Source organism: Mucilaginibacter pankratovii (genome assembly GCF_014773265.1).
In the GTDB taxonomy this organism is placed as follows: domain Bacteria; phylum Bacteroidota; class Bacteroidia; order Sphingobacteriales; family Sphingobacteriaceae; genus Mucilaginibacter; species Mucilaginibacter pankratovii.
In genome coordinates, this window is record NZ_JACWMY010000019.1 from 59,740 (window position 1) to 86,115 (window position 26,376).

Below are 26,376 nucleotides of genomic sequence, written 5' to 3' on the forward strand. Positions count from 1 at the left end.
AGTTGGATTTTGGCAACCTTTGCACCAATGAACTAATGAACCAGTAAGCCAATGAACTAACTCAGTTTCGATGATATTAAATTCAGGAACTCTGTCCTTGTTTTTTCTTTTAAAAACTCCCCGGTAAACGCCGATGTGGTGGTTACCGAGTTTTGCTTTTGCACCCCGCGCATACTCATGCACAGGTGGCGGCACTCTATTACCACACCAACCCCAATGGGGTTAAGTGTTTCCTGGATACAATCGCGGATCTCGTTCGTCAGGCGCTCCTGTACCTGCAGGCGGCGGGCAAACACATCCACTATCCGCGGTATCTTGCTCAGGCCAACTACATAGCCGTTAGGGATGTAAGCGACATGCGCTTTACCAAAAAAAGGCAGCATGTGGTGCTCGCACATCGAGTATACTTCGATGTCTTTTACAATCACCATCTGGCTGTAATCTTCCTTAAACATGGCAGAGTTCAATATCTCTTTAGCATCCAAATCGTAGCCATGCGTAAGGTATAGCATTGCTTTGGCCATGCGCTCGGGGGTTTTTAACAAACCATCGCGCGCCGGGTTTTCGCCAATGTGCTTTAATACATCCAGGTAATTGTCCGACAGATGCTGTATCAGCTCCGGGTTGTAGCGGTCAACCTTTTGGTAGCCGTTTATCCCTGCATCCCTGTCGGGAATGTTATTTTCGTTATCCATTATTCAGGTTTATCCGCCAAAGTACTCGGCAGAATTGTTTTCGGTTTCAAACAATCTCACCGAATGCAAAAACACACCCGGGTAAGCTTCTATTGGGGCCTTTAGCTGGTTAAATATCTCAATGGTAAGCAATTCGGTTGATGCCATTTTGCCCTTCATAAAATCAACATCCAGGTTGAGGTTTTTATGATCGAGTTTGTCAATAACGTACTCGTTTATGATCTCCTTCAATTCTTTAAGATCTATCAGGTAGCCGGTAGCGTGGGTAATTTCGCCCTTCACCGTTACAAACAGGTTGTAATTGTGCCCGTGCCAGTTTGGGTTGGCACATTTGCCAAACACTTCGGCGTTTTTCTCTGCGCTCCACTCTTCGCGGTACATCCTGTGTGCCGCGTTAAAATGTTCTTTGCGCGTAATATGTATCATCATAGCAATTAATGGTGCAAATATACAAAACAAAAATAGCTGAGTTGTTTTATCTTAGTGCTCGAAAATAAATTTGAAATATGCGGATTTTGTTTGTAGCGGCAACCGGGATGGAAGTAGGCGGGTTTATTTTGGATTTTGGGTTTCGCATTTCCGACTCTGAAAAGAAGAATATCTTTAAAACCAGCAGTTCGGCAGATTCATCAAATTCCCTGCTGATAACCGGTGTGGGCATGGTAGCCACGGCCTTTGCCTTAGGTAAAGAATTGGCTACAAACCAGTACGACCTGGCCATAAACCTGGGTATTGCCGGCAGTTTCGACCGGAGCATTGCCCTGGGCGAGGTGGTGGAGGTGGTAGATGATGCGCTATCTGAACTTGGCGCCGAGGATGCCGACTCCTTTTTGCCCATTAGCCTGATGGGCCTTGGCGAAAGCACCTTTAAAGCATCAGAAACTATCGCGAATGTTTTTAAAGGCACCAAAGCTGCTGCCAAGTATAAAAACCTGAAACAGGTGCGCTCTATAACGGTTAATACCGTGCATGGCGAGGATGAATCTATCCATAAAATTATGGGGCGGTTAAACCCTCAGCTGGAAAGCATGGAAGGTGCAGCCTTTTTTTACGCATGCCGCCAGGCGGGGGTGCCTTGCATGCAGATCAGGGCAGTGTCAAATTACGTAGAAAAACGCAACCGCGACAACTGGCGCATAGGCCTTGCCGTTAAAAATCTGGATACCTTTGCCATAGATCTACTGAATACGCTAAAGGGATAGCGGTTCTCCGTCTTACATTATTACTATGAAACTTACACTTGGCTTTTCGCCCTGCCCAAACGATACTTTTATTTTTGATGCACTTATTCATCATAAAATTGATACCGAAGGATTAGAGTTCACGGTTTTTTATGATGATGTGGAAACCCTTAACCAAAAGGCCTTTCGTGGTGAATTGGATATTACCAAACTAAGCTACCACGCATTTGCTTATGCTGCCGATAAATATATTCTGCTGGATGCGGGCAGCGCGCTGGGTTTTGGTGTCGGGCCGATGTTGATCTCTAAATCAGAACTTTCGGTTTCAGATTTAGAAGAAAATCCGTCGTTTAAAATCGGGATCCCTGGAAAATACACCACTGCTAATTTTTTGCTCGGACTGGCATTCCCCGAAGCTACCAATAAACAGGAACTTGTTTTTTCAGATATCGAAAATGCGGTGTTAGAGGGCAGGGTAGATCTTGGCCTGATCATCCACGAGAACCGCTTTACCTACCAGGACAAAGGGCTGCACAAGGTAATCGATCTTGGCGATTTCTGGGAAAAACGAACCGGATGCGCAATCCCATTAGGCGGCATCGTTGCCAACCGCAACTTACCCGTGGATGTTCAGCATAAAATAAACCGTGTTTTGCAGCGCTCGGTGGAGTTTGCTTTCGCCAACCCTAAATCGGGCCTGGAATACATTCGCTCGCACGCGCAGGAAATGAGTGAGGAAGTGATGTACAAACACATCGACTTATACGTAAATAAATTCTCTGTTGATTTAGGCGTGGAAGGTAAAAAAGCGGTTAAGCTTTTGTTTGATACCGCGCTGGAGAAGAATATTATTCCATCTATAAGCGCAAATTTGTTTTTAAACCCGCCTGTAGAAGAATAAAAAATGCCGGTGAGGACACCGGCATTTAAATATATTAAACGTCATTCTGAACTTGTTTCAGAACCCCATTATAAAAGTAGTCCCCACGCTAATCCGTTTTGCTCGCCGGTTACCTGCCGTGTGGGGTGCCGAAATAAATTCGGCATGACGGAAAGTTAGTTTTTGAGTATGCCCACCGCCTATAAAGCCTTCTCTGCTAACAGATCATCTGTCAGCTTTTCAAATTCACTAATAAACTCCGTATAATAGTGCCCGGTACCGGGCCCGCTAAAGCCGGTGTGGATCTTGCGCACATCGCCGCTTTTATCAATAATAATAGTAGTTGGGAAGCCAACAACTTTGGTAAGCATAGGCAGGCTTTTGGCGGTTTCGGCCTTGTTACTGGTGTAACCGGTTATCAATAGCGGGTATGGGATATTAAACCTGTCTTTTATTTGTGTTACGGTACGTTGTGATTTGGCAAAATCAGTAGTACGTTCGTAGGCCAACCCTACTACTTCTACACCTTTCGGATGGAATTTTTTGTAGTAATTTACCATGTAGGCAGTTTCGTCCATACAATTAGGGCACCACGAACCCATGATCTGGATGATCACCACTTTATTTTTAAAGCGCTCATCTTCTAACGAAACCGGTTTACCGGTAAGATCTTTAAAGTTAAAAGCCAACTTTTTATAGCCGGGTTTTAAGGCCGCTAAAGAATAAGCATCGGGCAGTTTTGCGTTGTCATCGCGCACTGCTGTCCATACATCTGTTCCTGTTAATCCCGAAAAGAATTTACCTTCGGTTATCGTTTTATCATCATTTATTTTCGCGGTGAATAAAAAAGCGTGCCCGCCATCAAAGCAGCTGAGGTAAAGCTGATCGCCGGTTACGGTACCTTCTAAAAAACGGTAGTCGCCTGTGGTGGTTAAAAAGGTTCCGGTAACTTTTGCACCGGTTTGTTTAAACTCGCCAACAGTGGTATCCTTATCAGCGGCTTCTTTACCAAACACGGCCGACCAGCGCCCGCTTACATTATATTTAGGTTTTTCGGCATCCTTAAAAAAACGGTAGGCGGTATTTGCGGTTGCGGTAAAATCCATTGCCACATCGCGCACGCCAAGGTGTTTAATATACTGGCCCTGCAAGGTTTGCCCCGTTTGTTTCAACCTGAATTCCGAATCGAACAAAGGCATTTTGATAAATACCGAATCGCCCTGGCCTGTTACGCCAGGCACTTTTAAATGTTCGGAACTGTTAATAACGGCCAGCTCCTGCTTGCCATTGCCGCTAACCTCAAAATTGAAGGGGATCTCGTTACCCGTTGCGGTTTTTAAAACGCCGCGCCAGGTGCCCGTTGCCAGTTTTGTTTGTGCCGAAGCTATGTGAGTTAGTGAAGCAAATACAGCTACGCCAAATAGAAATTTCCTGATCATAAAAAAGTCGACTAAATCTATACACTTTGTCAAAAGTAATAAAAGCGGCCAACTATTTCAAAACTTCGCGGGAAATGACAATGGGGTGAATTTAAGAGCGATTATTTCTTTAAAGCTTTTTCAATATCAGTAAGCTTGTCTAAAAAGCGTTCGTTAAAATCCTGTTGGCGTTCATTAAACACTTGCTGGCGTTCATTGAAGCTCAGCTGTTGCTGAAACTGTTGAATAGAGACTTGCATGAATTGTTGCAATGTTTCTGTTGTTTCTTTTATCGCCTTTGTTTGATTATTTAAAATCTCAGTATGCTGGTTCAATATTGATGAATGCTCATCAAGCTTTTCCGATTGCTGATCCTGCTTCCTCAGCATTTCTGAAATAACAACTAATAGATCCTTATCCGTCATACCCAAATTTAAAGAAATTTTTAATTACTTCAACACCTCCCTCGAAATGACAATTCTTTGAATTTCTGACGTCCCTTCGTAAATCTGGGTTATTTTGGCATCGCGCATCAGGCGCTCTACATGGTATTCCTTCACAAAACCATAACCGCCGTGGATCTGTACGGCTTCTACCGTAGTGCGCATGGCGGTTTCTGATGCGAAAAGCTTGGCCATGGATGCGGCCTGCGCGTAAGGCAAATGGTTGTCTTTCAGCCAGGCAGCGCGATAACATAACAGGCGGGCTGCTTCTATTTCCGTTGCCATGTCGGCCAGTTTAAATTGAATGGCTTGCAAGTCGGCCAATGTTTTGCCAAAGGCTTTCCGTTCTTTGGCGTATTGTAAGGATAACTCGTACGCCCCGGCAGCTATACCCAATGCTTGCGATGCAATGCCAATACGCCCGCCTTCCAGCGTAGCCATGGCAAATTTAAACCCGAAACCATCTTCGCCTATGCGGTTTTCCTTGGGCACCTTCACATCGGTAAACATCAGTGAGTGCGTATCCGAGCCCCGGATGCCCAGCTTATTCTCTTTGGGGCCAACGGTGAAACCCTCCATACCTTTCTCTACAATAAGCGCATTAATGCCCCGGTGTTTTTTTGATGCATCTGTTTGCGCCATTACTATATAGGTAGATGCCGTGCTGCCGTTGGTGATCCAGTTTTTGGTGCCGTTAAGCAGGTAATGGTCGCCCATATCAATGGCGGTAGTACGCTGCGACGTAGCATCAGAGCCCGCCTCAGGTTCGCTGAGGCAAAAGGCGCCAATTACCTGGCCTTGCGCCAAAGGCACTAAATATTTCTGCTTCTGTTCTTCGTTGCTATACTTCTCCAGCCCGTAACATACCAGCGAGTTATTTACCGATACCACTACCGATGCCGATGCATCCACTTTGGATAGCTCTTCCATCACTATGCTGTACGAGATCGCGTCCATGCCGCTGCCGCCATACTCCGGCGAAACCATCATCCCCAAAAAACCGAGTTCGCCCAGTTTTCTTATTTGTTCTGCAGGGAATTTTTGGTGTTCGTCGCGCTCTATCACACCGGGTTTTAGTTCGGTTTGTGCAAAATCGCGTGCCGCCTGGCGTATCATTAAATGTTCTTCGGTAAGGTCAAATTGCATGGTGGTATTTTGGTGAGCCTAAATTAAAGTATTATGCACGCATAGCAAAATTTTAGGCACAAAAAAAGAGAGCCTTTTGGAAGCTCCCTTTTCCCCTAATTAATTTAAACTATTGATTAAACCCAAAAAAAAGAACAATTCATCTCAACTTGGGCTACTGAGAATTCAAATAAGCCTGAACATCGAAAAACGTTTTTACATAGGTAGATGTATTTATGTTTTTATAAGGATGATGCAGGGCCGATTACTTTTTAACAAAATTAAAGCCATAATTTTTACCGTTTGCCAATGATTGTTTAAACGCCAAATTTTATTTCCGGAACTTTAAAAACCGTCTTAACGACACAATGAATCACTTTATTTACTGATAGTCAACACTTTAAATAAAAAAAGACTTTATAAATCAAAATATCGGCATCAAAATGCCCGCAATTTTTATGTTTAGAAATTTGTAAAATAATTTTTACATGTGTTGCCCGCCTGCAACTAATTAGAAATTAATTTAACTCTGTATATTTATCCGGAATAAAATTTCTGTTTTACCATACACCTCCTGTATTTTTTTACATACACCTCCTAAAAAATGGACAAAAAAACAAACACCCGTATTATTACAACTTTAGCGGCGGTTGCATTGCTATTAGGCGCCTGCAAAAACTCCGGCGAAGACAAGGCAACGCTTTATGCGGAGAATGACCGCATTTTTAAAAATATAGATACCACCGTTAAACCCGGCGACGATTTCTTTGCGTACGCCAGCGGAAAATGGCTAAAAGAAAACCCCATCCCTGCCGCATACTCTTCATGGGGTATAGGTAATGTGGTACAGGACGACCTGCGCGAAAAACTGAAAAAAATAAACGAGGAGGCCTTAAAAGCCAATGCCGAAAAGGGCACCAACACACAAAAAATAGGCGATTTTTATTATAGCGGGCTGGATACCCTTAATATAGAAAAACAAGGCCTTGCACCATTAAAAGGAGAGCTGGAACTTATAGAAAAAATAACCGATACCAAAGGCCTGGTTGCGGAGTTTGCGCACCTTTCAACCCTTGGTGTACCCAACCCTATTGGCACTTATGTTGGCCAGGATGATAAAAACAGCAGCAAAATGGCCCTGCAGCTTTATCAAGCCGGCATTGGGCTGCCAAATCGCGATTATTATTTTAATACCGACAAGCATAGCGTTGAGATCCGTACAGATTATCAGCAAAAACACTTGCCTATTCTGTTTAAACTCATTGGGCTTGACGCAGCCGCAGCTAAAGCAGCATCTGACAAAACCTACGATCTGGAAAAATTCCTGGCCTCAAAATCACGCAAGTTGGAGGATCTGCGCGACCCATACGCCAATTACAACAAAATGCCGGTAGCCGGCTTAAGCAAGCTGGCCCCGGGCATAAACTGGCCGTCGACTCTTGAGCAAATGGACTACAAAAAGGTGGATACCGTAATTGTTGGCCAGCCCGAGTATTATAAAGCCGTAAACGAGGCCCTTACCAAATACAGCATTGCCGATTGGAAGAATTATCTGAAAAAGAATTTGGTGAGCGATGCCAGTCCTTATTTAAGCAAAGCTTTTGACGAAGAGAATTTCCGCTTTTTTGGCATGGCGCTGTACGGCCGTAAAGCGCAATTGCCCCGCTGGAAACGCGTGCTGGATACCGAGAACGGCCTGATGGGCGAAGTGCTTGGGCAAATATTTGTAAAAGAATACTTCCCCGAGAAAACCAAAGAGCGCTACGTGAACCTGGTGGAAGCGATGCGCGGCACTTTTAAAGAGCACATAGAAAAACTGGACTGGATGAGCGCTGAAACTAAGGAAAAAGCATACGGCAAACTGGCCAAAGTAATGCCCAAGGTAGGCTACCCCGATCATTGGAGGGACTATACCGACTTAACTATCGACAGGGCTTCTTATGCGCAGAACGTAATGCGTGCGAGTGTGTTTTTACACCATATAAATGCCGATAAACTGGGCAAACCGGTAGACCGTACCGAGTGGGGCATGACACCGCAAACCTACAACGCCTACTACAACCCATCAAACAACGAAATTGTATTACCGGCTGCTATATTTATGATACCGGGCGCGTTAGACGAGAATATTGATGATGCCGTAGTTTACGGCTATGCGGCAGCATCAACCATTGGCCACGAAATGACCCACGGATTTGACGACCAGGGCCGCCAATATGATGAGCATGGAAACCTTAAAGCCTGGTGGACGCCACAGGACTCGGCCAAGTTTGCACAACGCGCGCAGATGCTGGTAGCGCAGTTTAACGGTTATAAAGTTGGCGACCAGCATGTAAACGGCAAGGCTACCTTAGGCGAAAACATTGCCGATCTTGGTGGTATCGTCATAGGCTTGGATGCCTTTAAAAAGACAGAGCAATATAAACAAGGCAAAACTATCAACGGCCTTACGCCTACACAACGTTACTTTATGGGCTATGCCCTGGGTTGGCTTGGGCACGACAGGCCCGAATCATTGGCGAGCCAGTTGCTTAGCGACGTGCATTCGCCGGGCTTTATGCGCGTGAATGGGCCATTTACTGATATACCCGAGTTTTACGAAGCCTTCGGCATAAAAAAAGGCGACAAGATGTGGCTGGATCCGGCTAAGCGGGTGAAGATCTGGTAAAAGCCCCCCAACCCTCTCCGCTGGTTAGCGGAAGGGCTTAAAATTTGCCTACTTTATCCCCAAACCCCTCTCTACCCGAGAGGGGTTTGGGGAGAGGCTGGCTTTGTTTATATTTACGCCATGCAAATTATACATCTGCTACAGGATTGGTGGCAGCATCAAACCTGGCTCGAAATAATTGGCGTAATTACCGGGTTGGCCTGCGTTTACCTGGCAGCTAAAAACAACATTTGGAACTGGCCCATCGCCACCATCAGTGTTACCATTTACATTTTTATTTTTTTTGAAACGCACCTGTTTGCCGATATGGGCCTGCAGGTTTATTTCTTTGTAGTGAACCTGTATGGCTGGTATTACTGGAGCAATAAACCGGTAACCGAAAAAAAGATCCCGGTAGCACGCATTACCAAACAAGCAGCACTGATATCTGCCGGGGCAATTGTAGTATTTACGTTTATTTTAGGCACGCTTTTAAAGTATACCACAGCATCGTTCCCCTACCTGGATAGTTTTTGCACAGCATGCAGCCTGGTAGCGCAGGTGTTTTTGGCACGAAAGGTAATGGAGAACTGGTTGATATGGATATTTGTAGATGTGATATACGTAGGCGTTTACATTTATAAAGATCTGCATCTAACCGCTGTAATGTATGCTATTTACGTAGGCATAGCGCTAATGGGTTATGTTGATTGGAAGAGAGATTATAAAAAGCAAAGCCCCAGCCCCCCGGCCCCCTGAAGGGGAAGCAGAAAAGATTCAAGACCGTTAGAATCAAGAACCAGGAAATTAAGAATGGAAAAATCCGAAATTGAAAATCCGCATTCCGATATCATAAAAATAGCCGTAGTTGGCCCCGAGTCTACCGGCAAATCTACCATGTCGATTTTTTTGGCTAACCATTACAATACCGTTTGGGTGCCCGAATATGCCCGGGGCTACTGCGAAAAACTAACCGAACCACCCACCTGGCAAGACGAGATCAACATGTTCAACGGTCAGCTCGCTTTAGAGGAAGAGCTTCTGCCGCAGGCAAACAAGTTGCTCATTTGCGATACTACCTTTATCACGGTAAAGATCTGGAGTGATGAAATGTTTGGCCAATCGCCCAAGGAAGTGCTCGACGAACTGCCCAAACACCCTTATGACCTTTACCTGCTGCTAAATATCGACCTCCCCTGGGAGGATGACCCGCTTCGCGATTTCCCGCACATGCGCGAGCATTTTTTGGCCGTTTGGTATAAAGAGCTGGATGCGCTGAACGCTAATTATGTGTTGATATCCGGCACCGGCCACGACAGGTATGAAAGCGCGGTAGCGGCAGTTGAGGCTTTTATCCACCGGAAATAGCCCGCCATAAACGGATTATCCGGCTATATATTTCATCATCAGAAAAAAAAATTGCAGTTTAAACAAATAAAAGTAATACTACATGCAACGTTGTTAAATAGCCTGCGTCCTTTAACTTGAAACCTCACAAAATTAATTGGAAGCTGTATTTGTAGATAAGCATTATCAACTGGTAGTTGAGTGTAAGCAGGGAAGCAAAAAAGCCTGTTACGAGTTGTACAAACTTTATTCTAAAGCGATGCTAAACATTGCCTTTAGGATAGTGGGCAACGTTGGCGAGGCGGAAGATATTTTGCAGGAGGCTTTTACAGATGCTTTTAACAGGCTGAAGGATTTTAGGCAGGAAACAACCTTTGGGCTTTGGCTTAAACAAATTGTGGTGCACCGCTCCATTAACCTGCTGCGTAAACGCAAGCTGGAACTGGTGGAGATAGAAGACGGGCACCTGGATAACGTTGCCGACGAGGAGCCCTGGGACGATGACGATATACAATACAAAGTGGCCCAGATAAAAGAAGCCATGAAAGAATTACCGGACGGCTACCGGGTGGTACTATCGCTTTACTTATTAGAGGGGTACGACCACGAAGAAATTGGCCAGGTACTGGGGATAACCGAAAACACATCGCGAACCCAGTTTTTAAGAGCGAAAAGAAAATTGAACGAGATACTAATTAGAAAAGGAATAACCAAATGAGCAAGCGTTTAGAAGATTTTATGGCCGAAAACAGGGAAGAGTTTGATGACCTGCAACCCCGCGCCGATATCTGGAATAACATCTCAAAAGAACTGGATGCCTGGGAGGCTGAGCAGCTGCCAAAAAAGCGCGAAGCAAAAACTTTTTCCCTTGGCTTTGTGCTAAGGGTAGCCGCCATGATCGTAGTAGTTATGGGCATCGGTTTCGGTATATATATACAAAGCCAAAAAACAAACGGCGAAATTGATCTTGCCGCCATTAACCCTACCTATGCCAAACAGCAGGTGCAATACGCATCGCTGATAGAGACCAAAAGAATTGAATTAAAACAAATCGCAAAATTCGACCCGCAGCTTTATAACGAGTTTAACAACGAGTTGGTAAAAATGCAGGCCAATTATAAAAAACTGAGTACAGATTTGGCCACCAGCCCTAACCAGGAACGTGTTCTACGTGCAATGATCCGGAACTTGCAAATACAAACCGAGGTGCTTAATCAGCAATTAAGTGTAATACAACAATTTAATCAAAGCAAAAAGGAACAACAAAATGGCACTAAAGATATTTAACCACAGGGTGTTTGCATTAATTGCAAGCATAGCTATAAGCACGGCTGCTTTTGCACAGGCAAAACCGGTTGCCCCCGTAGCCCCGCAAAAGCAGGAGGCTGCAACCGAACAGCAATTTGATGATAAGGCCTTCAATAAACAAATGACAGACTTGCAGAAGCAAATGAGCAAGCTGCAAAAGCAAATGAATAAGCTGCGGATGGATAAAAGCACGCAGAAGATGGTTATCGCCTCTAAGAAGTTCAACAAAGAGTTTAAAATGAAATTTAAAGACTTTGGTAAGGATTTCGAAGGTTTCGGCAAAAGCTTTGGTAAGGACTTCGGTAAAGATTTTGCCGGCAGCTTTAAGGATATGGTGCCCGATATGAGCAACAGCTTCAGCGGCCTTAAAAATTTCAACGGCAACGTTAGCTGGAATACCGATAGCGCCGAGTATAAGCAAAAGGTTGCCAGCGGCGAGATCATCGAAAAGATAAAAAACTACAGCAAAAGCTACAGCGTGGATGCTAACGACATCCTGCAGATAAGCAACAGCTTTGGCAAAATAACCGTAAACACCTGGAACAAGAACGAGTTTAAAGTTGATGTGCAGATGAAATTCGGTTCGGAAGATGCCGACGCGGTAAATGATATGATCAATGGCTCGAGCATCAGCGATAGCAAAATAGGCTCAACGGTTTCCTTTAAAACCAACCTGTACCACAACGACTCTAACCGCCGCAATAAAAACCAAAGCATCGAGATCAATTATACTGTGTACATGCCTGCAGGCAACCCTATTGATATCAACAACCGCTTTGGCGCTGTTATCCTGCCCGATCTGTCTGGCAAATCATTTATCAAAGTGTCGTATGGTGCACTTACCGCCGGTAGCCTTTCTAATGCGCAAAACGAAGTAGATGTTCGCTTTGGAGACGCCAATATCGCCAATTTCAATAGCGGTAAAATAGAAGTATCGTACGGCAAATTAAAAACAGGCACGGTTAATAATATCGATGCCGAAATAAAATTCGCATCCATCAGTATCGACAGGCTTAAAGGCTCGGCAGATGTGAATGTGAGATACGGCGATGGCTTCCGCATAGGCACTATAGATAAAACAGTAAAGAACATTAATGTTGATGCCCAGTTCACCAAGATCAACTTTGATTTTAAACAGCTGGAGAACTTTAACTTTGATGTAACCACCAAGTTTGGCAACTTTAATTACGATGACGACCGCGTGAAGGTAACTTCAAAATCGCCATCTGATGAAGACAGGGGGTGGTCGTCTACCAAAAGCTACAAAGGCTACGTAGGCAGCACCAATTCTGCCAACAAAATTGTCATCAACGCCAGCTATACCAACGTTGGCTTTAACTAAGCTACTTTAAAATAACAAAAACAGGTTTTTTGCAGCACCCTTGCCATAATAGGCAGGGGTTTTGTTATTTTAGTGCGCATACAAATTTACCCATGGAAATATTTACCTCCGCGGAAGCGTGGATATCGCTGATCACGCTTACTGTATTAGAGATCGTTCTTGGTATCGATAACGTGATATTCATCTCCATCCTGTCAGACAAGTTACCCGCAAGTCAGCAGGCAAGGGGCCGCCGTTTGGGCCTGGCCGGCGCCATGATCACCCGTGTATTATTGCTGCTATCCATCACCTGGGTAATGAAACTTACCAACCCGCTGTTTAGCATAGCCGGCCTGGTAGGCACCACCGACCCGGAATGGGTGGAGAAACTTGCCATCTCCGGCCGCGACCTGATCCTGATCATCGGGGGGTTATTCCTCATTTATAAAAGCACTGCCGAAATTCACCACAAAATAGAGGGTGAGGAAGAAGACGCCGCCAAGGTAAAGCCAAAATCATTTTGGGCCACCATTGTGCAGATCATGCTGTTGGATATTGTTTTCTCTTTAGATTCGGTAATAACCGCTGTAGGTATGGCCCAGCACGTAGAGATCATGATAGCAGCGGTTGTAGTAGCCGTAGGTATTATGATGTGGGCGTCGAATGGCGTGGCTGCATTTGTAAACAAGCACCCTACCGTAAAAATGCTGGCCTTATCATTCCTGTTATTGATAGGCGTATCGTTATTGGCCGAAGCATTTGAGCAGCATATCCCTAAAGGTTATATCTATTTCGCTATGGCGTTCTCTATCCTGGTAGAAATGCTGAACCTGAAGATGCGTACCAAGCGTGCCGCCAAAGCGGCAAAGGGAATAAAGGTAGTGCCTACTAAAAAGTAATTTTACCATTGCTCATTAACGTAAAATAGTTACATAGCCCGTAACCGTTTGGTTTTTAAAGCCAAGATTTATCACGTAATAATATGTTGATGCGGGCAATAGCCCACCGTTAGCAGTGCCGTTCCAAGCCGAGCGGTAACCTCTCGATTGGAATACCGGGCTACCATACCTGTTATAAATATTCACTATACATTTTGGGTAACTGGCAATACCGCTGATGTTCCAAACATCGTTGGTACCGTCGCCATTAGGCGTGAACATATTTGGCGCGCTAACTTTTTGTACAACAATAACAGTTACCGGCAGGCTATGTGCCGGGGTGCTGCAGGCGGCAACCGGTATAGCGGTGCAAGTAACCACATCCCCGTTAGCAAAACTGTTGCTCTCAAAAACAGGGCTGTTATCTCCTGCCAATTCGCCATTGTTATACCATTGATAATTTACCGTGCCGATAGCACCGCTCACAGTAGCAGTAAAGGTGATAGCTGTACCGGCCAGCACCGAATTTGCCGATGGTACAATACTTACCGATGGTGTTTGTGGTATTATAACGTCTACTGTTATTGGGTTAGATACCACAGGATAACCCGCAACGCAGTTGTCATCTGTATTGATGATTGTACAAGTAACTATATCGTCTTTTTTCAGTGTGCTGATAACGAACCTATCACTGTTGTTGCCAGCGTTTATACTGTTTACCTGCCATTGGTAATTAGGCTTAGCCCCTTTATTTTGTGCATTTGCGGCAAAGGTTATAGCATCGCCTGCACAAGGCGATTGGTAAGTGGCCGAAATATTGATGGTTGGCAATTGCGGCATGGATACCGTTAAAGTGCGCGATACCGGTGTAGCAGACACATATAGCGGCGGATTGGCATTTTGTGAAATAGTAATGCTTGTAGTGCCTACGCCTACAATATGAATAGCCCCTGCCGGGGATATAGTTGCAACTGCCGGGTTACTGCTGGTGTAAGTTACCGGAATGGTTGAATTTGAACTCGACGTTTCGGTATTAAAATCACCATCGCAGATTGTTTTAGGGTTTATGGGCAACATATCTACGTAAAGATATTCTACAACAGTAAGTTGCTGCGATACGGGGCTGGCCGGGTAGTAATTAGCATTGCCAGCCTGGTTAGCGGTGATAGTGGACACACCGGGCCCTACCAAATGAATTAATCCGTTAGCCGTTGGTACAGCTACCGCCGGATTACTGCTGGTGTAAGTAATAGGCGTTTCATTATTCGTGCTGGTTCCGTTGGGGTTGTAGTTATTGTTGGCATCCAAATTTGGGTCTTGTTTTGGCAGCGTTATAATAGATTGCTTTAGCGGCGCTGTTAACAACACCTCTATACTTAAGGTAGTGGTACTGCTGCCTCCACCATTGTAAGCATTTATTGTATACACCGTTTGCGGCCACAGCGAAGTTGGTTTACCCGTAATAATACCGGTTTTTACATCGAACGACATGCCTGGCGGAAGGGCCTTATCAATAGTATAGCCCGATATAACTACCTTTTTACCGTAACCGCCGGCGGCAACAAATAAATTACCTTTTCCATCCAGCATCAAACCTATTGGCGAACTAAAAAAATTCGCCCCGCTGCCTGCCCCGTTTCCGGCAATAACTGTTACAACTCCTGCAGGCGATATTCTTTTTATCCTGCCTTCATCCTGATCAGATACATATACATTTCCTGTACCATCAACCCTCAGCTCCCTCGGAAAGGTTAAGCCCGTTGCTAAGGTTGATACAACCCCGGCCTTACTTATCTTCCGGATAGCACCATTAGAGGAATCGGAAATATATAAATTCCCATCAGCATCAATATCAACCCCTGTTGGCGTGCTAAATGTGGCTGCTATCGTGCTCACCGTACCATCGGGGGTTATCTTGCGGACGACGTTGTTCGCCTGATCTGCCACGTAAATATCGCCATTGGCATCTATGGTTAGCCCGCGCGGGTTATCAAAGCTTGCGGCCGCACCTTTACCGTCGGCTGCCCCCGCATTACCGCTACCCGCCAAAGTAGATACCAACCCACCGGGTGTTATCATCCTTATTAGGTTGTTAGCCTGGTCAGACACATAAATATTGCCTGCAGCATCTGTGGCAAGTGCATCGGGCGTGTTAAAAGATGATGCCACTCCTTGTCCATCTTGCCTGCCCCTGCCGCCACTCCCGGCAAATACCGATCGCTGGCCGGCTGGTGTTATCTTTATGATTTGGTTTGTGCCCCAATCTGCTACGTAAACATTGCCTGCGGCATCCACCGTCACGCCCGTGGCAGTGGCAATCCCTCCCAAATAATCACTCGATTGACCATAAATTGCAGCAGGCACTGTACCGCCGGTGTTGGAGGGAACCAGCGGAGTTATGGTTGCGTTAATAACATATTGCTGCGGCGTTTGATAGCTGATGCTGGGTGGTAATACAGATGTTATAACAGCGTTAACTGTAACATTTGAATTTACCGCCTTTCTGCGTTCTGTAATAGTATATTTTGCAGCATAGCGAACCGCCGGGGCCTGGGCCGATGCAGCGAAAAAGTTTAAATAAGAGCAAAAAAATATAATCAGCCGTAAAGCTTTATTGTGCATCAGGTGTTAGGTTGGATATTATCATAAAATTGTACTCATAGATACAAAAAAGGCAGGAAAGTATCAAGGAGTTTTTTGTGTGCGTAACACGCTATTCTAAATCATACCCCGGGTTAAAATATTAAAAAAAAGGCAGGATCATCTCCTGCCTTTTTCCTTACTTAAACTTATCCTTCAACGCCGCCAGCTTGCTCATCATATCCATCTCTGGCTCGGGAGCGGGTTTTGCCGGGCGTTGTACAAAAGGTTTTTGCGCGGGCCTGTTATCCCGTGGTTTTGCGGCAACTGGTGCTTCGCGTTTCTCATTCTCTTTCATCGATAACGAGATGCGCTTGCGGTTGGCATCAACTTCGGTAACGGTAACCTCTACCTTTTGATGCACTTTGAGCACCTCGTTGGGGTCTTTAATGTAGCGGTTGGTGATCTGGCTTAAATGCACCAAACCATCCTGGTGTACGCCAATATCTACAAAGGCGCCGAAGTTGGTAATATTGGTTACAATGCCCGGCAGTTTCATGCCGACTTTCAAATCATTAATGCCATTTACGCCTTCGGTAAAGCTAAATGCTTCAAATTGCTCGCGTGGGTCGCGGCCGGGTTTGGCCAGCTCGGCAATGATATCGTTAAGGGTAGGCAAGCCCACGGTTTCCGAAATATACTTTTGCAGGGGGATAGATTTGCGGAGCTTATCATCGCGCATCAGGTCCTGCACCTTGCAGTTCATATCTTTGGCCATTTGTTCTACCAGGGCGTAACGCTCGGGGTGCACGGCGCTGGTGTCTAAAGGGTTTTCTGCTCCGCGGATGCGCAAGAAACCTGCTGCCTGCTCGTAAGCCTTTTCGCCAAGGCGGGCCACTTTCTTCAGTTGGTCGCGGCGTTTAAAGGCCCCGTTCTGGTTGCGGTATTCCACAATGTTTTGCGCCAATTGCGGGCCAAGGCCGGATACATAAGCCAGGATCTGCTTAGATGCCGTGTTCAGCTCCACACCCACAGCATTCACACAACTAATAACCGTGTCATCCAACGAAGTTTGGAGTTTATTCTGATCCACATCGTGCTGGTACTGGCCCACACCGATGGATTTTGGGTCGATCTTTACCAGCTCCGCTAGCGGATCCATCAACCTGCGACCGATAGAAACCGCGCCACGCACGGTGATATCCTTATCCGGGAATTCCTCCCGCGCCACATCCGATGCGGAATATATGGATGCACCGCTTTCGTTCACCATTACAATAACAGCACCCGGTAAGTTCAGGTTACGCACAAACAGTTCGGTTTCGCGGCCGGCAGTACCGTTGCCAATGGCGATAGCTTCGATGTTGTAGCGCTCGAATAAATGCTGTACGGTTTTCTCCGCCTCTTTTGCCTGCCCAGCCCCGGTATGCGGGTAGATGTTGGTATTCTCTATCAATTGCCCCTGCTCGTCTAAAACAACCAGCTTGCAGCCGGTACGGAAACCCGGGTCAATGGCCATCATACGTTTTTGGCCGAGCGGTGCGCCAAGCAACAGCTGACGTGCATTCTCGGCAAATACGCGGATGGCTTCCTCGTCAGCCTTCTTTTTGGTGATCAGGCGGATCTCTGTTTCCATAGATGGCTTAAGTAGGCGCTTGTAGCCATCGCTGATGGCCAGGCCAACCTGCGACGATGCAGCGTTGCGGCCTTTTACAAACTCGCGCTCCAGCAGGTCGAGCGCTTCCTCTTCGGTTGGTTTAATATCCAGCCAAAGGATCTCCTCTTTTTCGCCGCGGCGCATGGCCAGGATGCGGTGAGATGGTGCCGATTTAACCGGCTCCGTCCAGTCGAAATAATCTTTATACTTGATGCCTTCCGCCTCTTTACCATCGGCAACCTTACTTTGAAAGGTGCCCTTTTCGGTGAACAGTTCGCGCATTTTGGCGCGGGTTTCGGCATGCTCGCTAATATATTCGGCGATAATATCGCGGGCACCGGCCAATGCTTCTTCCGTGTTTTTTACACCTTTTTCTTCATCAATATATTTACCGGCTTCCAGTTCCGGGTCGAAGTTCTTTTGTTCTAACAGTACATCTGCCAGGGGCTGCAGGCCTTTTTCACGGGCGGCTGTGGCGCGGGTTTTGCGTTTGGGGCGGTACGGCAGGTAAATATCCTCCAGCAGCAACATGGTTTCGGCGGCGTTTACCGCAGCTTCCAGTTCGGGTGTTAATTTGCCCATATCTGTAAGCGATTTCAGGATGGCCTCGCGGCGTTTATCCAGGTCGCGCAGTTGTTGCACACGATCGCGGATGGCGGCCACCTGCACCTCGTCCAAACTGCCGGTTGCTTCTTTACGGTAACGGGAAATGAAGGGCACGGTCGCGCCCTCGTCTAATAAAGCAATAGTTGCGCTTACCTGTTTGCTGCCAACAGATAGTTCCTGCGCTATTTTAAAGTTATACGATTCCATTATTTTTGATTACACCGATTATTTTTGTGATTACACCGATGAGGACGATCTCACAGATTATCGGGACTGCGAAGTTGGCACTCTTTAGCCACAAATCAAATTAGAAATTTTTAAACGAATGTTGATGAGGTTTTTTCTTTTAACCAAAACAGCCACCGCTTACACGGTGGCTGCTGTAGAATATATATTGAACTCTTGCAAAGTAGTGCTTACAATGTTGCCATATCGCTGGTGGCAGCTACGAATTTGTTGGTCACTTTTTCTTGTGTAGTGGTTGCAACCAGTTCGCTTTGGTTTACGGTTGCAGACTGGTCGTGAGTTAAAGTGTATTCGTTAACGTTACCTTTTATATCTGCTTTGGCGCGGTCGTTTACGGTGATGTTGGCTTTATAAGCATCCAGGTTTAATTGTGCCGATGCATTGTTGAATAAGTCAACGTTCAGGTCGATCTTAGACAGGTTACCGAAAGATTTAACTTCGGAGTTATCGTATGCAGATATTGCACGCAGGTCGGCAGCGGTTACCCAAACAACCAATGTTTTTGCGTTGTATGATGCAATGCGCAATACACCGTTGTCGTTTTGTACCATCGCGCTTTCTGCATAGTATTTGTTGTAAACCTTTATCTGGTCGGCAGTGCCGTCTGATACGAACAGTTGTACGTTACCGCGGATCTCGATCTTTTTGATCTGGCTTACGTTGGTAAGCATCGTACTAACTTCTTCTTGGTTGTTGTTGGTTGCGGCAAAGCTTGTTGTTACTGTACCTAAGGCTAAAGTAAGGATGGTTGCTATGGTTAAAAATTGAGTTTTCATGACTGATAATATTTTGATTGTGAGTGCTTTTTGTGTTTTTCGTTTTATTAAATACACACATATGACGCCCCCAAACCAGATCCGTTACAGCAGTTTTTGGCCTAATAGATGTATGGCGTGATTATATCGGTGAACGCGGGAAAAGGGTCGGCGAAAAGATGCATAAATATTCGGAAGATTATTTTTGTTCCCCTCTTGAGAGAGTAATAGCCCATCATTAGACAGATTCCATAAAACGTTCCGCTGGAACGTAAAAATTGCCGTTGTTTTTTCTACCCATGAGACGTTCCTACGGAACGATTTTGTTTTTTCATCCCTTCGGGATGTTTTATGGGTAGAAAATGCCAAAGAACCCTCTAACGTTCCTGCGGAACGTCTTATGAATTACCCGCCTGTCTAATGATGGGCTATTACTCTCAAGAGGGGGCGCGCGGGATTGTGCCATGGCAGGGGTGTGTTAGCCATCCTGCAATTACGAAATGCATCGGGCAGAAACACACCCCTCCACCCCTCTCAAGAGGGAAACCGCACATTCCCCCGCTTTTTTAATCTTCGGAACAGATGTAGTGAAGGAGGGAGACAAACAGCGGTTTGAGCCGGGAGACTAAGAATTAAAGAGAATTTAACATCGAACACCGAATGTCCAATATCGAATAATGAAGTAAACACTTCGGTGCTCGGGGGCTAAAACGGTACGATCACCTTAAAGCTCAAATTCCTCCCGATGTTGTAAATGCCCAATCGGCCATTTGGCGAGCTGTCATAGTATTCGAAATACTTCAACCTGTTGAGGTTGGACTGGTAAGCCACATCGAATAAATTGTCGGCCTGCAGAAACAGGTCAAACAAGGGCTTGCCGCCCTTGTGGGTTACTGTGGTACTGATACCGGTATTGATGAGCGTATAGCCCGGTGTTGCGGTTTCGGTATTGTTGAGGGCGTAGAAACGGTTTTGGGCCGAATATATATCCGCCTCGGCACGGAGGGTAACCTTGCTGAAAATCCCGTACGTGCCTTGCAGTTTGATAGCCAAAGCCGAGCGGATATGCAGCGGCGGGATAAAGGGCAGGTACTTGGCCGCACCGTTCGACTGCGCTATAAGCTTTTCATTCTGGTTTAACCCCACTACGTAAGCCAGGCTATTATTCAGGCTGAACCATTTCAGGTTGTGCGGGTGCAGGTTAAAGCTAAATTCGGCGCCGTAAAGGCGTGCTTTAGATTGCTGGTACTGGTAAGTGCTGTTGCCGGGGACGATGATCACCGGGTTGCCGTTCTCGTCATCCAGCCTGGATTGATAGATGTAGTTTTGCACCTGGTTGTTAAATATCTCGGCGGTGATGTCGGCGTCTTTCAGGTAGGCAATAAAGCCAAGATCTTCCTGCAGGTTAAACTCGGGTACAAAGCTGCGATTGCCCAGGTAAACAATGTGCGCACCGGGATCGAGCCCGTTGCTCCCAATTTCGGTAATGTTTGGTGCGCGATATCCCCGGGCTATGTTTGCCTTCAGCAACAGGTTTTCGCTCAGGTTATAGGTAAGGCCCAAACTGCCGGAGATACCATGATAGTTATGGTTAAAATTGGGGAACTGCAACCGACCGCCGGGCGTATTGGCAGCTACTCTTTGCTCAAAGCCGTTGGCCGCGTTTGGCCCCACATAAAAATCATCCCAGCGGATGTTGCGGGTGTCGTATCGGATGCCGCCCGAAATATCTGTTTTGCCAATGGTTTTCTTTGCGAAGAAGAAACCGCCCACATCGAACAGGTTATAATCGGGTATAGGAAAATCCGTTGCAGCCTTGCTGCGGTTGGTTTGATAGATGCCATTTACGCCGAATGAAGTTTCGATACCGGCAAAGACCGGCGGACTGTATCTCAGATCGTAATTGAGCGTATTGAGCGTAACATACAAGCCCGCCTGCTGCGGCTGCGTTGGGTGGTTATACTCGCGGCGCACGCTTTGCTGCCCGCCAATAGATGCATCCAGCACGCCATCGCCCAGTTTAAACTCAGTTTTACTGTAGATGCGGTAATGCTGAATGTGCTGGTGCAGCGGCGTTATGGCATATGATTTTAGCAAATCCTCTGGCGCAAAAGGGCGGTTCTTGATATCGTCGTTCGACCCCTCAGCAACCTGTTTGGTAAATTTGCGTGTAAGCGAATCGCGGCTGCCATCGGGGATCTCCTGCTGGTTATTATAAATGGTAGCGGCTAATTGCGAGTAGCCCCACTTTTTATCGGTACGTACCATGCCCGAGGCGATGTACTCGCGAAATGCAGAATTATACACCGGTCCGTCAATTTTATTCTGATAATTATGCGCCATTTTCCCTGTGATGCGGAAGGCGTATTTCCAATCGTTTTTTTTGTAGGATAAGCCAAGCGAAGAGCCAATGAGCCCGTTATTGGTATGGTAATCGGTAGCAAAATCGCCTTTTAACTTGCCTTCATCGCCATTGGGGATATAGGGGATCAGGTTGATCACCCCCGCCAGCGCATCCGAGCCGTAAGTTAAACTTGCTGGCCCTTTGATCACCTCGGCGCGTGAGATGCCATACTGGTCTATCTCTATCCCGTGCTCGTCGCCCCATTGCTGCCCTTCCTGGCGGATGCCATCGTACAAGGTTAACACTCGGTTATAACCCAGTCCCCTGATGAAGGGTTTGGAGATATTTGGCCCCGTGGTAACTGCAGTAACACCAGGTACGCCTTTGATAATAGCATCAATGATATTGTTGTTCACATGCTGGTCGATGTCTGCCTTGGTCATTACAGCAATGGGAACCGGATTGCTGCGCAGTTCGGTAGCGCGCGAAACACCGGTTACTACCACCTCGTTCAGTTTTGAGCTGCCTTCTTTTAAATCGGCACTCAAGGCCGCAACCGTGCCATCGGCTACGGTGGCCTTTATCCTTTCGGGGTAATAACCCACACTGCTGAACACCACCAGGTACTGCCCGCCGGTGAGGTTTTTAATTTCGTAAAAGCCCTGCTGATCGGTAGTAGCACCGTGCCTGGTGCCCGCAAGCATAACCGATGCATAAGCCAACGGCGTATTGTTGGCGGTAACCCGGCCTGTTAAACTCGCCTTTTGCGCAAAAGCGGTTGATACACAAAGGATACATATTGCAAGTATTAGATAGCGCATTGATATTATTTTTGCACAAACGTATCAATAAAAAATGATAAACTAAATAAATAAAATTAGGCAAGACTAATTTTATTTATGGCGACCATTTTTTGTTTATGTTTGTATTACCCAATAAAAAAGCATGCATACGCTATCGGAAGAGAATTACCTGAAATGTATTTACCGCCTTTGGCAGGATAGGGGCGAAAAAATTACGCCTACAGCCATTGCCGAGTGGCTGGGCAACAACCCGGCATCGGTAGTGGATATGATCCGCAAGCTTACCGATAAGCAGTTGATCATTTACGATAAGAAAAAAGGCGTGGAACTTACCCCGCAGGGGCAAAAAGATGCCACACTCATTGTGCGCCGCCATCGCCTTTGGGAGGTTTTTTTATTGGAAAAACTGGGCTACCATTGGGACGAGATCCACGATATTGCCGAAGACCTGGAGCATATAAAAGATGCCACCCTGGCCGACAGGCTGGATAAGTTCCTGGGCTTCCCGGAGTACGACCCGCATGGCGACCCGATACCCAAAGCAAACGGTAAAATGGCCAAACGCCACTCCATCACCCTTGCGGATGTTAAGCCCGGCACGCATTGCCGCGTGGCAGCCGTAAAAGATACCACAAGCGCTTTTTTACAGTATTTGCAAAAGCTGAGCATCAGTATCGGCACAAAAATTCAACTGGTAGAGAAGATACAGTTTGATGGTTCGCTGGTGATCAGCATTGGCGGCGGCGAACGCACAACGGTTTCGCAAAAATTTGGGGAGAATATCCTGATAGATATGTAAATAAAAGCGGGCGGCTTTTATTGGTCGAGCCTGTTCTCGGAGCCTTCTTCATGCTCCTTGCTTTCGTATTTGTACTTCATGATCACCAAAATAGTAGCCGCGCTGAACATCAGTGTAGGGATAACTGCTATCACTAAACGCCAGGTTTGGTGGGAATCGATGGCCTTGTTGATGGTATTAACACCAACAGCAACCATCCCGATGAAGATCATCAGCGGGATTATGAGTTTGCGGTTTTCGGGTGTTGCCATATTTTAAAGGTACACAAAAATAGATTACAATTAATATTAAATTAACAGATAAAGTTAATTACCAGCGGGATAAGTGGCCCGGCGCCCGGGGAAATGTTACCTTTTCTTTAAAAACTCGGTACGCAGCACAATGCTCATACCATCTACCTTACAATCCACCTCCTCCTCATTATCCGTTAGGCGGATCTTTTTTACAAGCGTGCCTTGCTTTAGCGTAGTGCCGCCACCCTTTACTTTTAAACTTTTTATTAGTGTTACACTGTCGCCATCGTTCAGTTGGTTACCGTTGCTGTCTTTTACTATAAAATCACTCATAGGGCGAAGCTACGCAGAATAGTTTTAAGTAATAAAGGCGCTTGCGGCTTTACCCATCGCCCATGGTTCTATCGCCGCTCGTAAATACATTTTTATTTACCCATAATATTTATTTAACTTGCTTAAAATCAGCAGAGTCTTTGCCGATAAAACCAATCACCTCGTTACCTAAACAACCCGTTATGAAAAACATGCTCACCTTTGTCGCCTGTATTTTATTTTCGATAAGCTGTGCTTTTTCGCAAACGGACAAGTCTACAACCTTAAAGGGGCAGACCTCGCGGTTGAAAACATTTCTCGATCAGCATGAAATAGAGAAGGCTTACCTCCATTTTGATAAACCGTATTACGCGGCAGGCGATACCATTTACTTTAAGGCCTATGTGATAGCAGGTGAAAAAAATGCTTTGTCGCCACTTAGCGGCGTTTTGTATACCGACCTGATAGACCCGCAAAACAAAATCCTCAAAGCTATAAAGCTACAAGTAATCGACGGGCTTGCCTGGGGCGACATCGCGTTACCCGATTCGCTCCCGGGCGGTAATTACCGCGTGCGTGCCTATACCAAACTGATGCAGAATTATGGCAACGAGTTGTTTTTCGACAGAGTAATACCTATCGGGGCTATTATCAAACCTGCGGCGACAAAGGCAGCGGCTGCTCTCCCCAAAAACAAAAACACGGCAGCCGCGTTGCCCGATATACAATTCTTTCCTGAAGGCGGCGACATGGTGACGGGTGTTCCCTCAAAAATAGCTTTTAAAGCCATTGTACCCCGCGGCGGCGGTGTCAACGTCAGCGGCACGGTATTGAATAATAGTAACCAGCCTGTCGCAAAAATCTCATCGGTACACCTGGGCATGGGCGTGTTTAGTATTACGCCCATTGCCGGCGAAACTTACCACGCCGAGCTTGTTTACGCCGACGGCAGCAAGGCAAGCGTAGCATTACCACCAGCCAGGCCCGATGGCGTAGCAGTTGCTGTTTACGATTCCACCTTAAAAATATCGGTACATATAAACCCATCAACCGCTTTTTACGAGCAGAATAAAAACCAGCCGCTTGGCCTGTTCATTTATTCGGGCGGCAGGCTTACCACGGTTTCTGACGTGATGGACGGCCCCGATATGCGTTTCGATATCCAAAAATCGGGGCTGCATTCGGGCATTACGCAAATAACGCTTCTTTCATCAAAAGGCGAGCCGCTTTGCGAGCGGCTGGTGTTTATTAATAAGGATGATAAACTGGATGTAAGCATTGCCACCAATAAAAAAGAATACAAGCAGCGGGAGCAGGTAAAGGTAAGCCTGCATGTGGAGGATACAGATTTTGATGCCGCGCCGGCACACTTTTCGGTGGCGGTTATCGACAGGGGCAAAGTATTGGTTGATGAAGATAAGGAAGAGAATATTTTGACCTACCTGTTGCTTACCTCCTGCCTTAAAGGTAATATAGAGGAGCCCGGCTACTACTTTAATAATACGGATGATAAAAAGCGCTCAGAGCTCGACCTGGTGATGCTTACCCACGGCTACCGTCGCTTTACCTGGAAGGCATTGGCCAATAACGATATGCCGCCACCAACGGACCCTGCCGAGAAATCATTAAATATAACAGGCCTTGCCAAATCTGTTTGGGGTAAGCCCCTCAATAACGGTTTAATTACGCTTATACCGCAGGCGGGTGGTGGTTTATTAAGCGAAAAGACCGATAGCAAAGGCGTGTTTAATTTTAGTAACCTGGTGTTTTATGATAGTACGCGTTTTGTGCTAAACGCCGTGAATGCTAAAGGCAAAAACAACACCGAATTAACCTACATCCCCGAATTTAGGCCGCCGGTTGATATTAAATTCTATGCAAGCACTGATACTTCATCGTCTGGAATCATCCAGGCCTATCTGCAAAATAGTAAAAACCAGCACGAGCAGTTTTTGAAATATTATGGCAAAGGCATCCAGCTGAAAGAGGTGAAAATACAAGCAGTAAAAAAACCCGCATACCGCACACAAAGCCTGGCTGGTGCCGGTAATGCAGATGTGATGATAAAGGGAAATACGCTTCCACAAGGGGGCATGTTGGCAACTGCACTTGCAGGGCGTATTGGAGGAGTATACTTTTCAAAATCGGATGAACCTGCTGGTGGTGCCCCAAAAATGCAAATCGGAAGTGGCCCGATGTTGGTGATTGTTGACGGTGTACAGCGAGAAGGAAAGTACGCTGTTATAAATGACATTTACCCCAGTGATGTAGAGACAATAGAGGTACTTAAATATGCAAGTGCCTCGATATACGGTATGAGTGGTGGTAATGGCGTGCTCATTATTACAACTAAACAGGGTGCGGGGACAACTGAAAAAGACATTATATCCCGTGGTGTTTTACCCTTAACCATTACAGGGTTTTACAAAGCGCGCGAATTTTACGCCCCCAAATACGACCACATCAACGACCACACCCGCCCAGACCTCCGCAGCACAATCTACTGGCTGCCGGAGATAAGCCCCGATAAAAACGGCAACGCCAGCTTTGATTTTTATAATGCCGATGGCACCGGGCAGTACCAAATAATTATTGAAGGTATAAATAACAGTGGCATTGCGGGCGCCGCTAAGTTTACTTACCAGGTAAAGGAGTAAGCGTATCCGGCAGAAAAAAGCCTCTGAGTCGTCCTGAAATAGGTTGACAGATTTTAATGAACTAAATATAATGCTTGTCAGGTAAAACTGGCAAGCATTTTTTGTTGATGAACTGTTTGTGGTGTTTGATAATTTAAGGCC

Annotated in this window: 22 protein-coding genes; 11 read left to right on the forward strand and 11 right to left on the reverse strand. The window is 46.1% G+C overall.

Annotated elements, in window-relative coordinates:
- Window positions 1-56 precede the first annotated feature (56 nt).
- Both folE and IDJ77_RS26440 read right to left on the reverse strand, forming a co-directional pair.
- On the reverse strand, window positions 57-695 hold the full coding sequence (folE, locus tag IDJ77_RS26435) for a GTP cyclohydrolase I FolE (RefSeq protein WP_191192006.1): 639 nt from the start codon (window positions 693-695) through the stop codon (window positions 57-59).
- A 9-nt stretch (window positions 696-704) separates the two neighbouring features.
- Window positions 705-1,121: a 6-pyruvoyl trahydropterin synthase family protein gene (locus IDJ77_RS26440; protein WP_191192030.1), complete on the reverse strand. Its 417-nt coding sequence runs from the start codon at window positions 1,119-1,121 to the stop codon at window positions 705-707.
- 80 nt (window positions 1,122-1,201) lie between these two features.
- Here IDJ77_RS26440 and mqnB point away from each other — a divergent pair, with 80 nt between their 5' ends.
- Both mqnB and IDJ77_RS26450 read left to right on the forward strand, forming a co-directional pair.
- Complete coding sequence (gene mqnB / locus IDJ77_RS26445; RefSeq protein ID WP_191192007.1) at window positions 1,202-1,897, forward strand: futalosine hydrolase; 696 nt, start codon at window positions 1,202-1,204, stop codon at window positions 1,895-1,897.
- A gap of 25 nt (window positions 1,898-1,922) precedes the next feature.
- Window positions 1,923-2,777 (forward strand): menaquinone biosynthesis family protein, encoded by an 855-nt coding sequence (locus IDJ77_RS26450; RefSeq protein WP_191192008.1) that lies wholly within the window; start codon window positions 1,923-1,925, stop codon window positions 2,775-2,777.
- Window positions 2,778-2,956: 179 nt separating this feature from the next.
- On the opposite strand, the gene IDJ77_RS26455 is transcribed toward IDJ77_RS26450, so the two are convergent.
- The 3 genes from IDJ77_RS26455 to IDJ77_RS26465 all read right to left on the reverse strand — a co-directional run bounded on the left by IDJ77_RS26455 (window position 2,957) and on the right by IDJ77_RS26465 (window position 5,763).
- Window positions 2,957-4,195 carry a TlpA disulfide reductase family protein gene (locus IDJ77_RS26455; protein ID WP_191192009.1) on the reverse strand — a complete coding sequence of 413 codons (1,239 nt, stop codon included), beginning with the start codon at window positions 4,193-4,195 and terminating at the stop codon, window positions 2,957-2,959.
- Window positions 4,196-4,296: 101 nt separating this feature from the next.
- A complete protein-coding gene (locus IDJ77_RS26460) occupies window positions 4,297-4,599 on the reverse strand; it encodes a hypothetical protein (protein ID WP_191192010.1) in 303 nt (100 codons plus the stop codon).
- Between the two features lie 24 nt (window positions 4,600-4,623).
- Entirely contained in the window at window positions 4,624-5,763 is a 1,140-nt protein-coding gene (locus tag IDJ77_RS26465) for an acyl-CoA dehydrogenase (RefSeq protein WP_191192011.1), read from the reverse strand.
- A 583-nt stretch (window positions 5,764-6,346) separates the two neighbouring features.
- On the opposite strand from IDJ77_RS26465, the gene IDJ77_RS26470 reads away from it, so the two are divergent.
- The 7 genes from IDJ77_RS26470 to IDJ77_RS26500 all read left to right on the forward strand — a co-directional run bounded on the left by IDJ77_RS26470 (window position 6,347) and on the right by IDJ77_RS26500 (window position 13,264).
- Window positions 6,347-8,410, forward strand: a complete 2,064-nt coding sequence (locus IDJ77_RS26470) for a M13 family metallopeptidase (protein ID WP_191192012.1) — start codon at window positions 6,347-6,349, stop codon at window positions 8,408-8,410.
- Window positions 8,411-8,530: 120 nt separating this feature from the next.
- Window positions 8,531-9,148, forward strand: a complete 618-nt coding sequence (gene pnuC, locus IDJ77_RS26475; protein WP_191192013.1) for a nicotinamide riboside transporter PnuC — start codon at window positions 8,531-8,533, stop codon at window positions 9,146-9,148.
- A gap of 54 nt (window positions 9,149-9,202) precedes the next feature.
- Window positions 9,203-9,757, forward strand: coding sequence for an AAA family ATPase (locus IDJ77_RS26480; protein WP_191192014.1), 555 nt, complete (start codon window positions 9,203-9,205; stop codon window positions 9,755-9,757).
- A gap of 136 nt (window positions 9,758-9,893) precedes the next feature.
- Window positions 9,894-10,454, forward strand: a complete 561-nt coding sequence (locus IDJ77_RS26485; protein ID WP_191192015.1) for an RNA polymerase sigma factor — start codon at window positions 9,894-9,896, stop codon at window positions 10,452-10,454.
- Complete coding sequence (locus IDJ77_RS26490) at window positions 10,451-11,023, forward strand: hypothetical protein (RefSeq protein ID WP_191192016.1); 573 nt, start codon at window positions 10,451-10,453, stop codon at window positions 11,021-11,023. The genes IDJ77_RS26485 and IDJ77_RS26490 overlap by 4 nt, the downstream gene beginning before the upstream one ends.
- Window positions 11,004-12,386, forward strand: a complete 1,383-nt coding sequence (locus tag IDJ77_RS26495) for a hypothetical protein (protein WP_191192017.1) — start codon at window positions 11,004-11,006, stop codon at window positions 12,384-12,386. Before IDJ77_RS26490 ends, IDJ77_RS26495 begins: the two co-directional genes overlap by 20 nt.
- Window positions 12,387-12,478: 92 nt before the next feature.
- Window positions 12,479-13,264 (forward strand): TerC family protein, encoded by a 786-nt coding sequence (locus tag IDJ77_RS26500; RefSeq protein WP_191192018.1) that lies wholly within the window; start codon window positions 12,479-12,481, stop codon window positions 13,262-13,264.
- Window positions 13,265-13,279: 15 nt separating this feature from the next.
- Here IDJ77_RS26500 and IDJ77_RS26505 read toward each other — a convergent pair whose 3' ends face one another.
- The 4 genes from IDJ77_RS26505 to IDJ77_RS26520 form a co-directional block, all read right to left on the reverse strand.
- On the reverse strand, window positions 13,280-15,865 hold the full coding sequence (locus IDJ77_RS26505) for a T9SS type B sorting domain-containing protein (protein ID WP_191192019.1): 2,586 nt from the start codon (window positions 15,863-15,865) through the stop codon (window positions 13,280-13,282).
- A 157-nt stretch (window positions 15,866-16,022) separates the two neighbouring features.
- Window positions 16,023-18,293: a Tex family protein gene (locus IDJ77_RS26510; protein ID WP_191192020.1), complete on the reverse strand. Its 2,271-nt coding sequence runs from the start codon at window positions 18,291-18,293 to the stop codon at window positions 16,023-16,025.
- A gap of 209 nt (window positions 18,294-18,502) precedes the next feature.
- The gene (locus tag IDJ77_RS26515) at window positions 18,503-19,108 is read right to left on the reverse strand and encodes a GIN domain-containing protein (protein WP_191192021.1); all 606 of its coding nucleotides are present in this window, start codon (window positions 19,106-19,108) and stop codon (window positions 18,503-18,505) included.
- Window positions 19,109-19,792: 684 nt separating this feature from the next.
- The gene (locus IDJ77_RS26520) at window positions 19,793-22,252 is read right to left on the reverse strand and encodes a TonB-dependent receptor (RefSeq protein ID WP_191192022.1); all 2,460 of its coding nucleotides are present in this window, start codon (window positions 22,250-22,252) and stop codon (window positions 19,793-19,795) included.
- Between the two features lie 124 nt (window positions 22,253-22,376).
- Between IDJ77_RS26520 and IDJ77_RS26525 the strand changes: the two genes are divergently transcribed.
- Complete coding sequence (locus IDJ77_RS26525; RefSeq protein ID WP_191192023.1) at window positions 22,377-23,033, forward strand: metal-dependent transcriptional regulator; 657 nt, start codon at window positions 22,377-22,379, stop codon at window positions 23,031-23,033.
- A gap of 17 nt (window positions 23,034-23,050) precedes the next feature.
- On the opposite strand, the gene IDJ77_RS26530 is transcribed toward IDJ77_RS26525, so the two are convergent.
- Window positions 23,051-23,284 carry a hypothetical protein gene (locus IDJ77_RS26530; protein ID WP_191192024.1) on the reverse strand — a complete coding sequence of 78 codons (234 nt, stop codon included), beginning with the start codon at window positions 23,282-23,284 and terminating at the stop codon, window positions 23,051-23,053.
- Between the two features lie 96 nt (window positions 23,285-23,380).
- Window positions 23,381-23,599, reverse strand: coding sequence for a zinc ribbon domain-containing protein YjdM (locus tag IDJ77_RS26535; protein ID WP_191192025.1), 219 nt, complete (start codon window positions 23,597-23,599; stop codon window positions 23,381-23,383).
- Between the two features lie 182 nt (window positions 23,600-23,781).
- Here IDJ77_RS26535 and IDJ77_RS26540 point away from each other — a divergent pair, with 182 nt between their 5' ends.
- Window positions 23,782-26,235: a TonB-dependent receptor plug domain-containing protein gene (locus IDJ77_RS26540; RefSeq protein WP_191192026.1), complete on the forward strand. Its 2,454-nt coding sequence runs from the start codon at window positions 23,782-23,784 to the stop codon at window positions 26,233-26,235.
- Window positions 26,236-26,376: the final 141 nt, after the last annotated feature.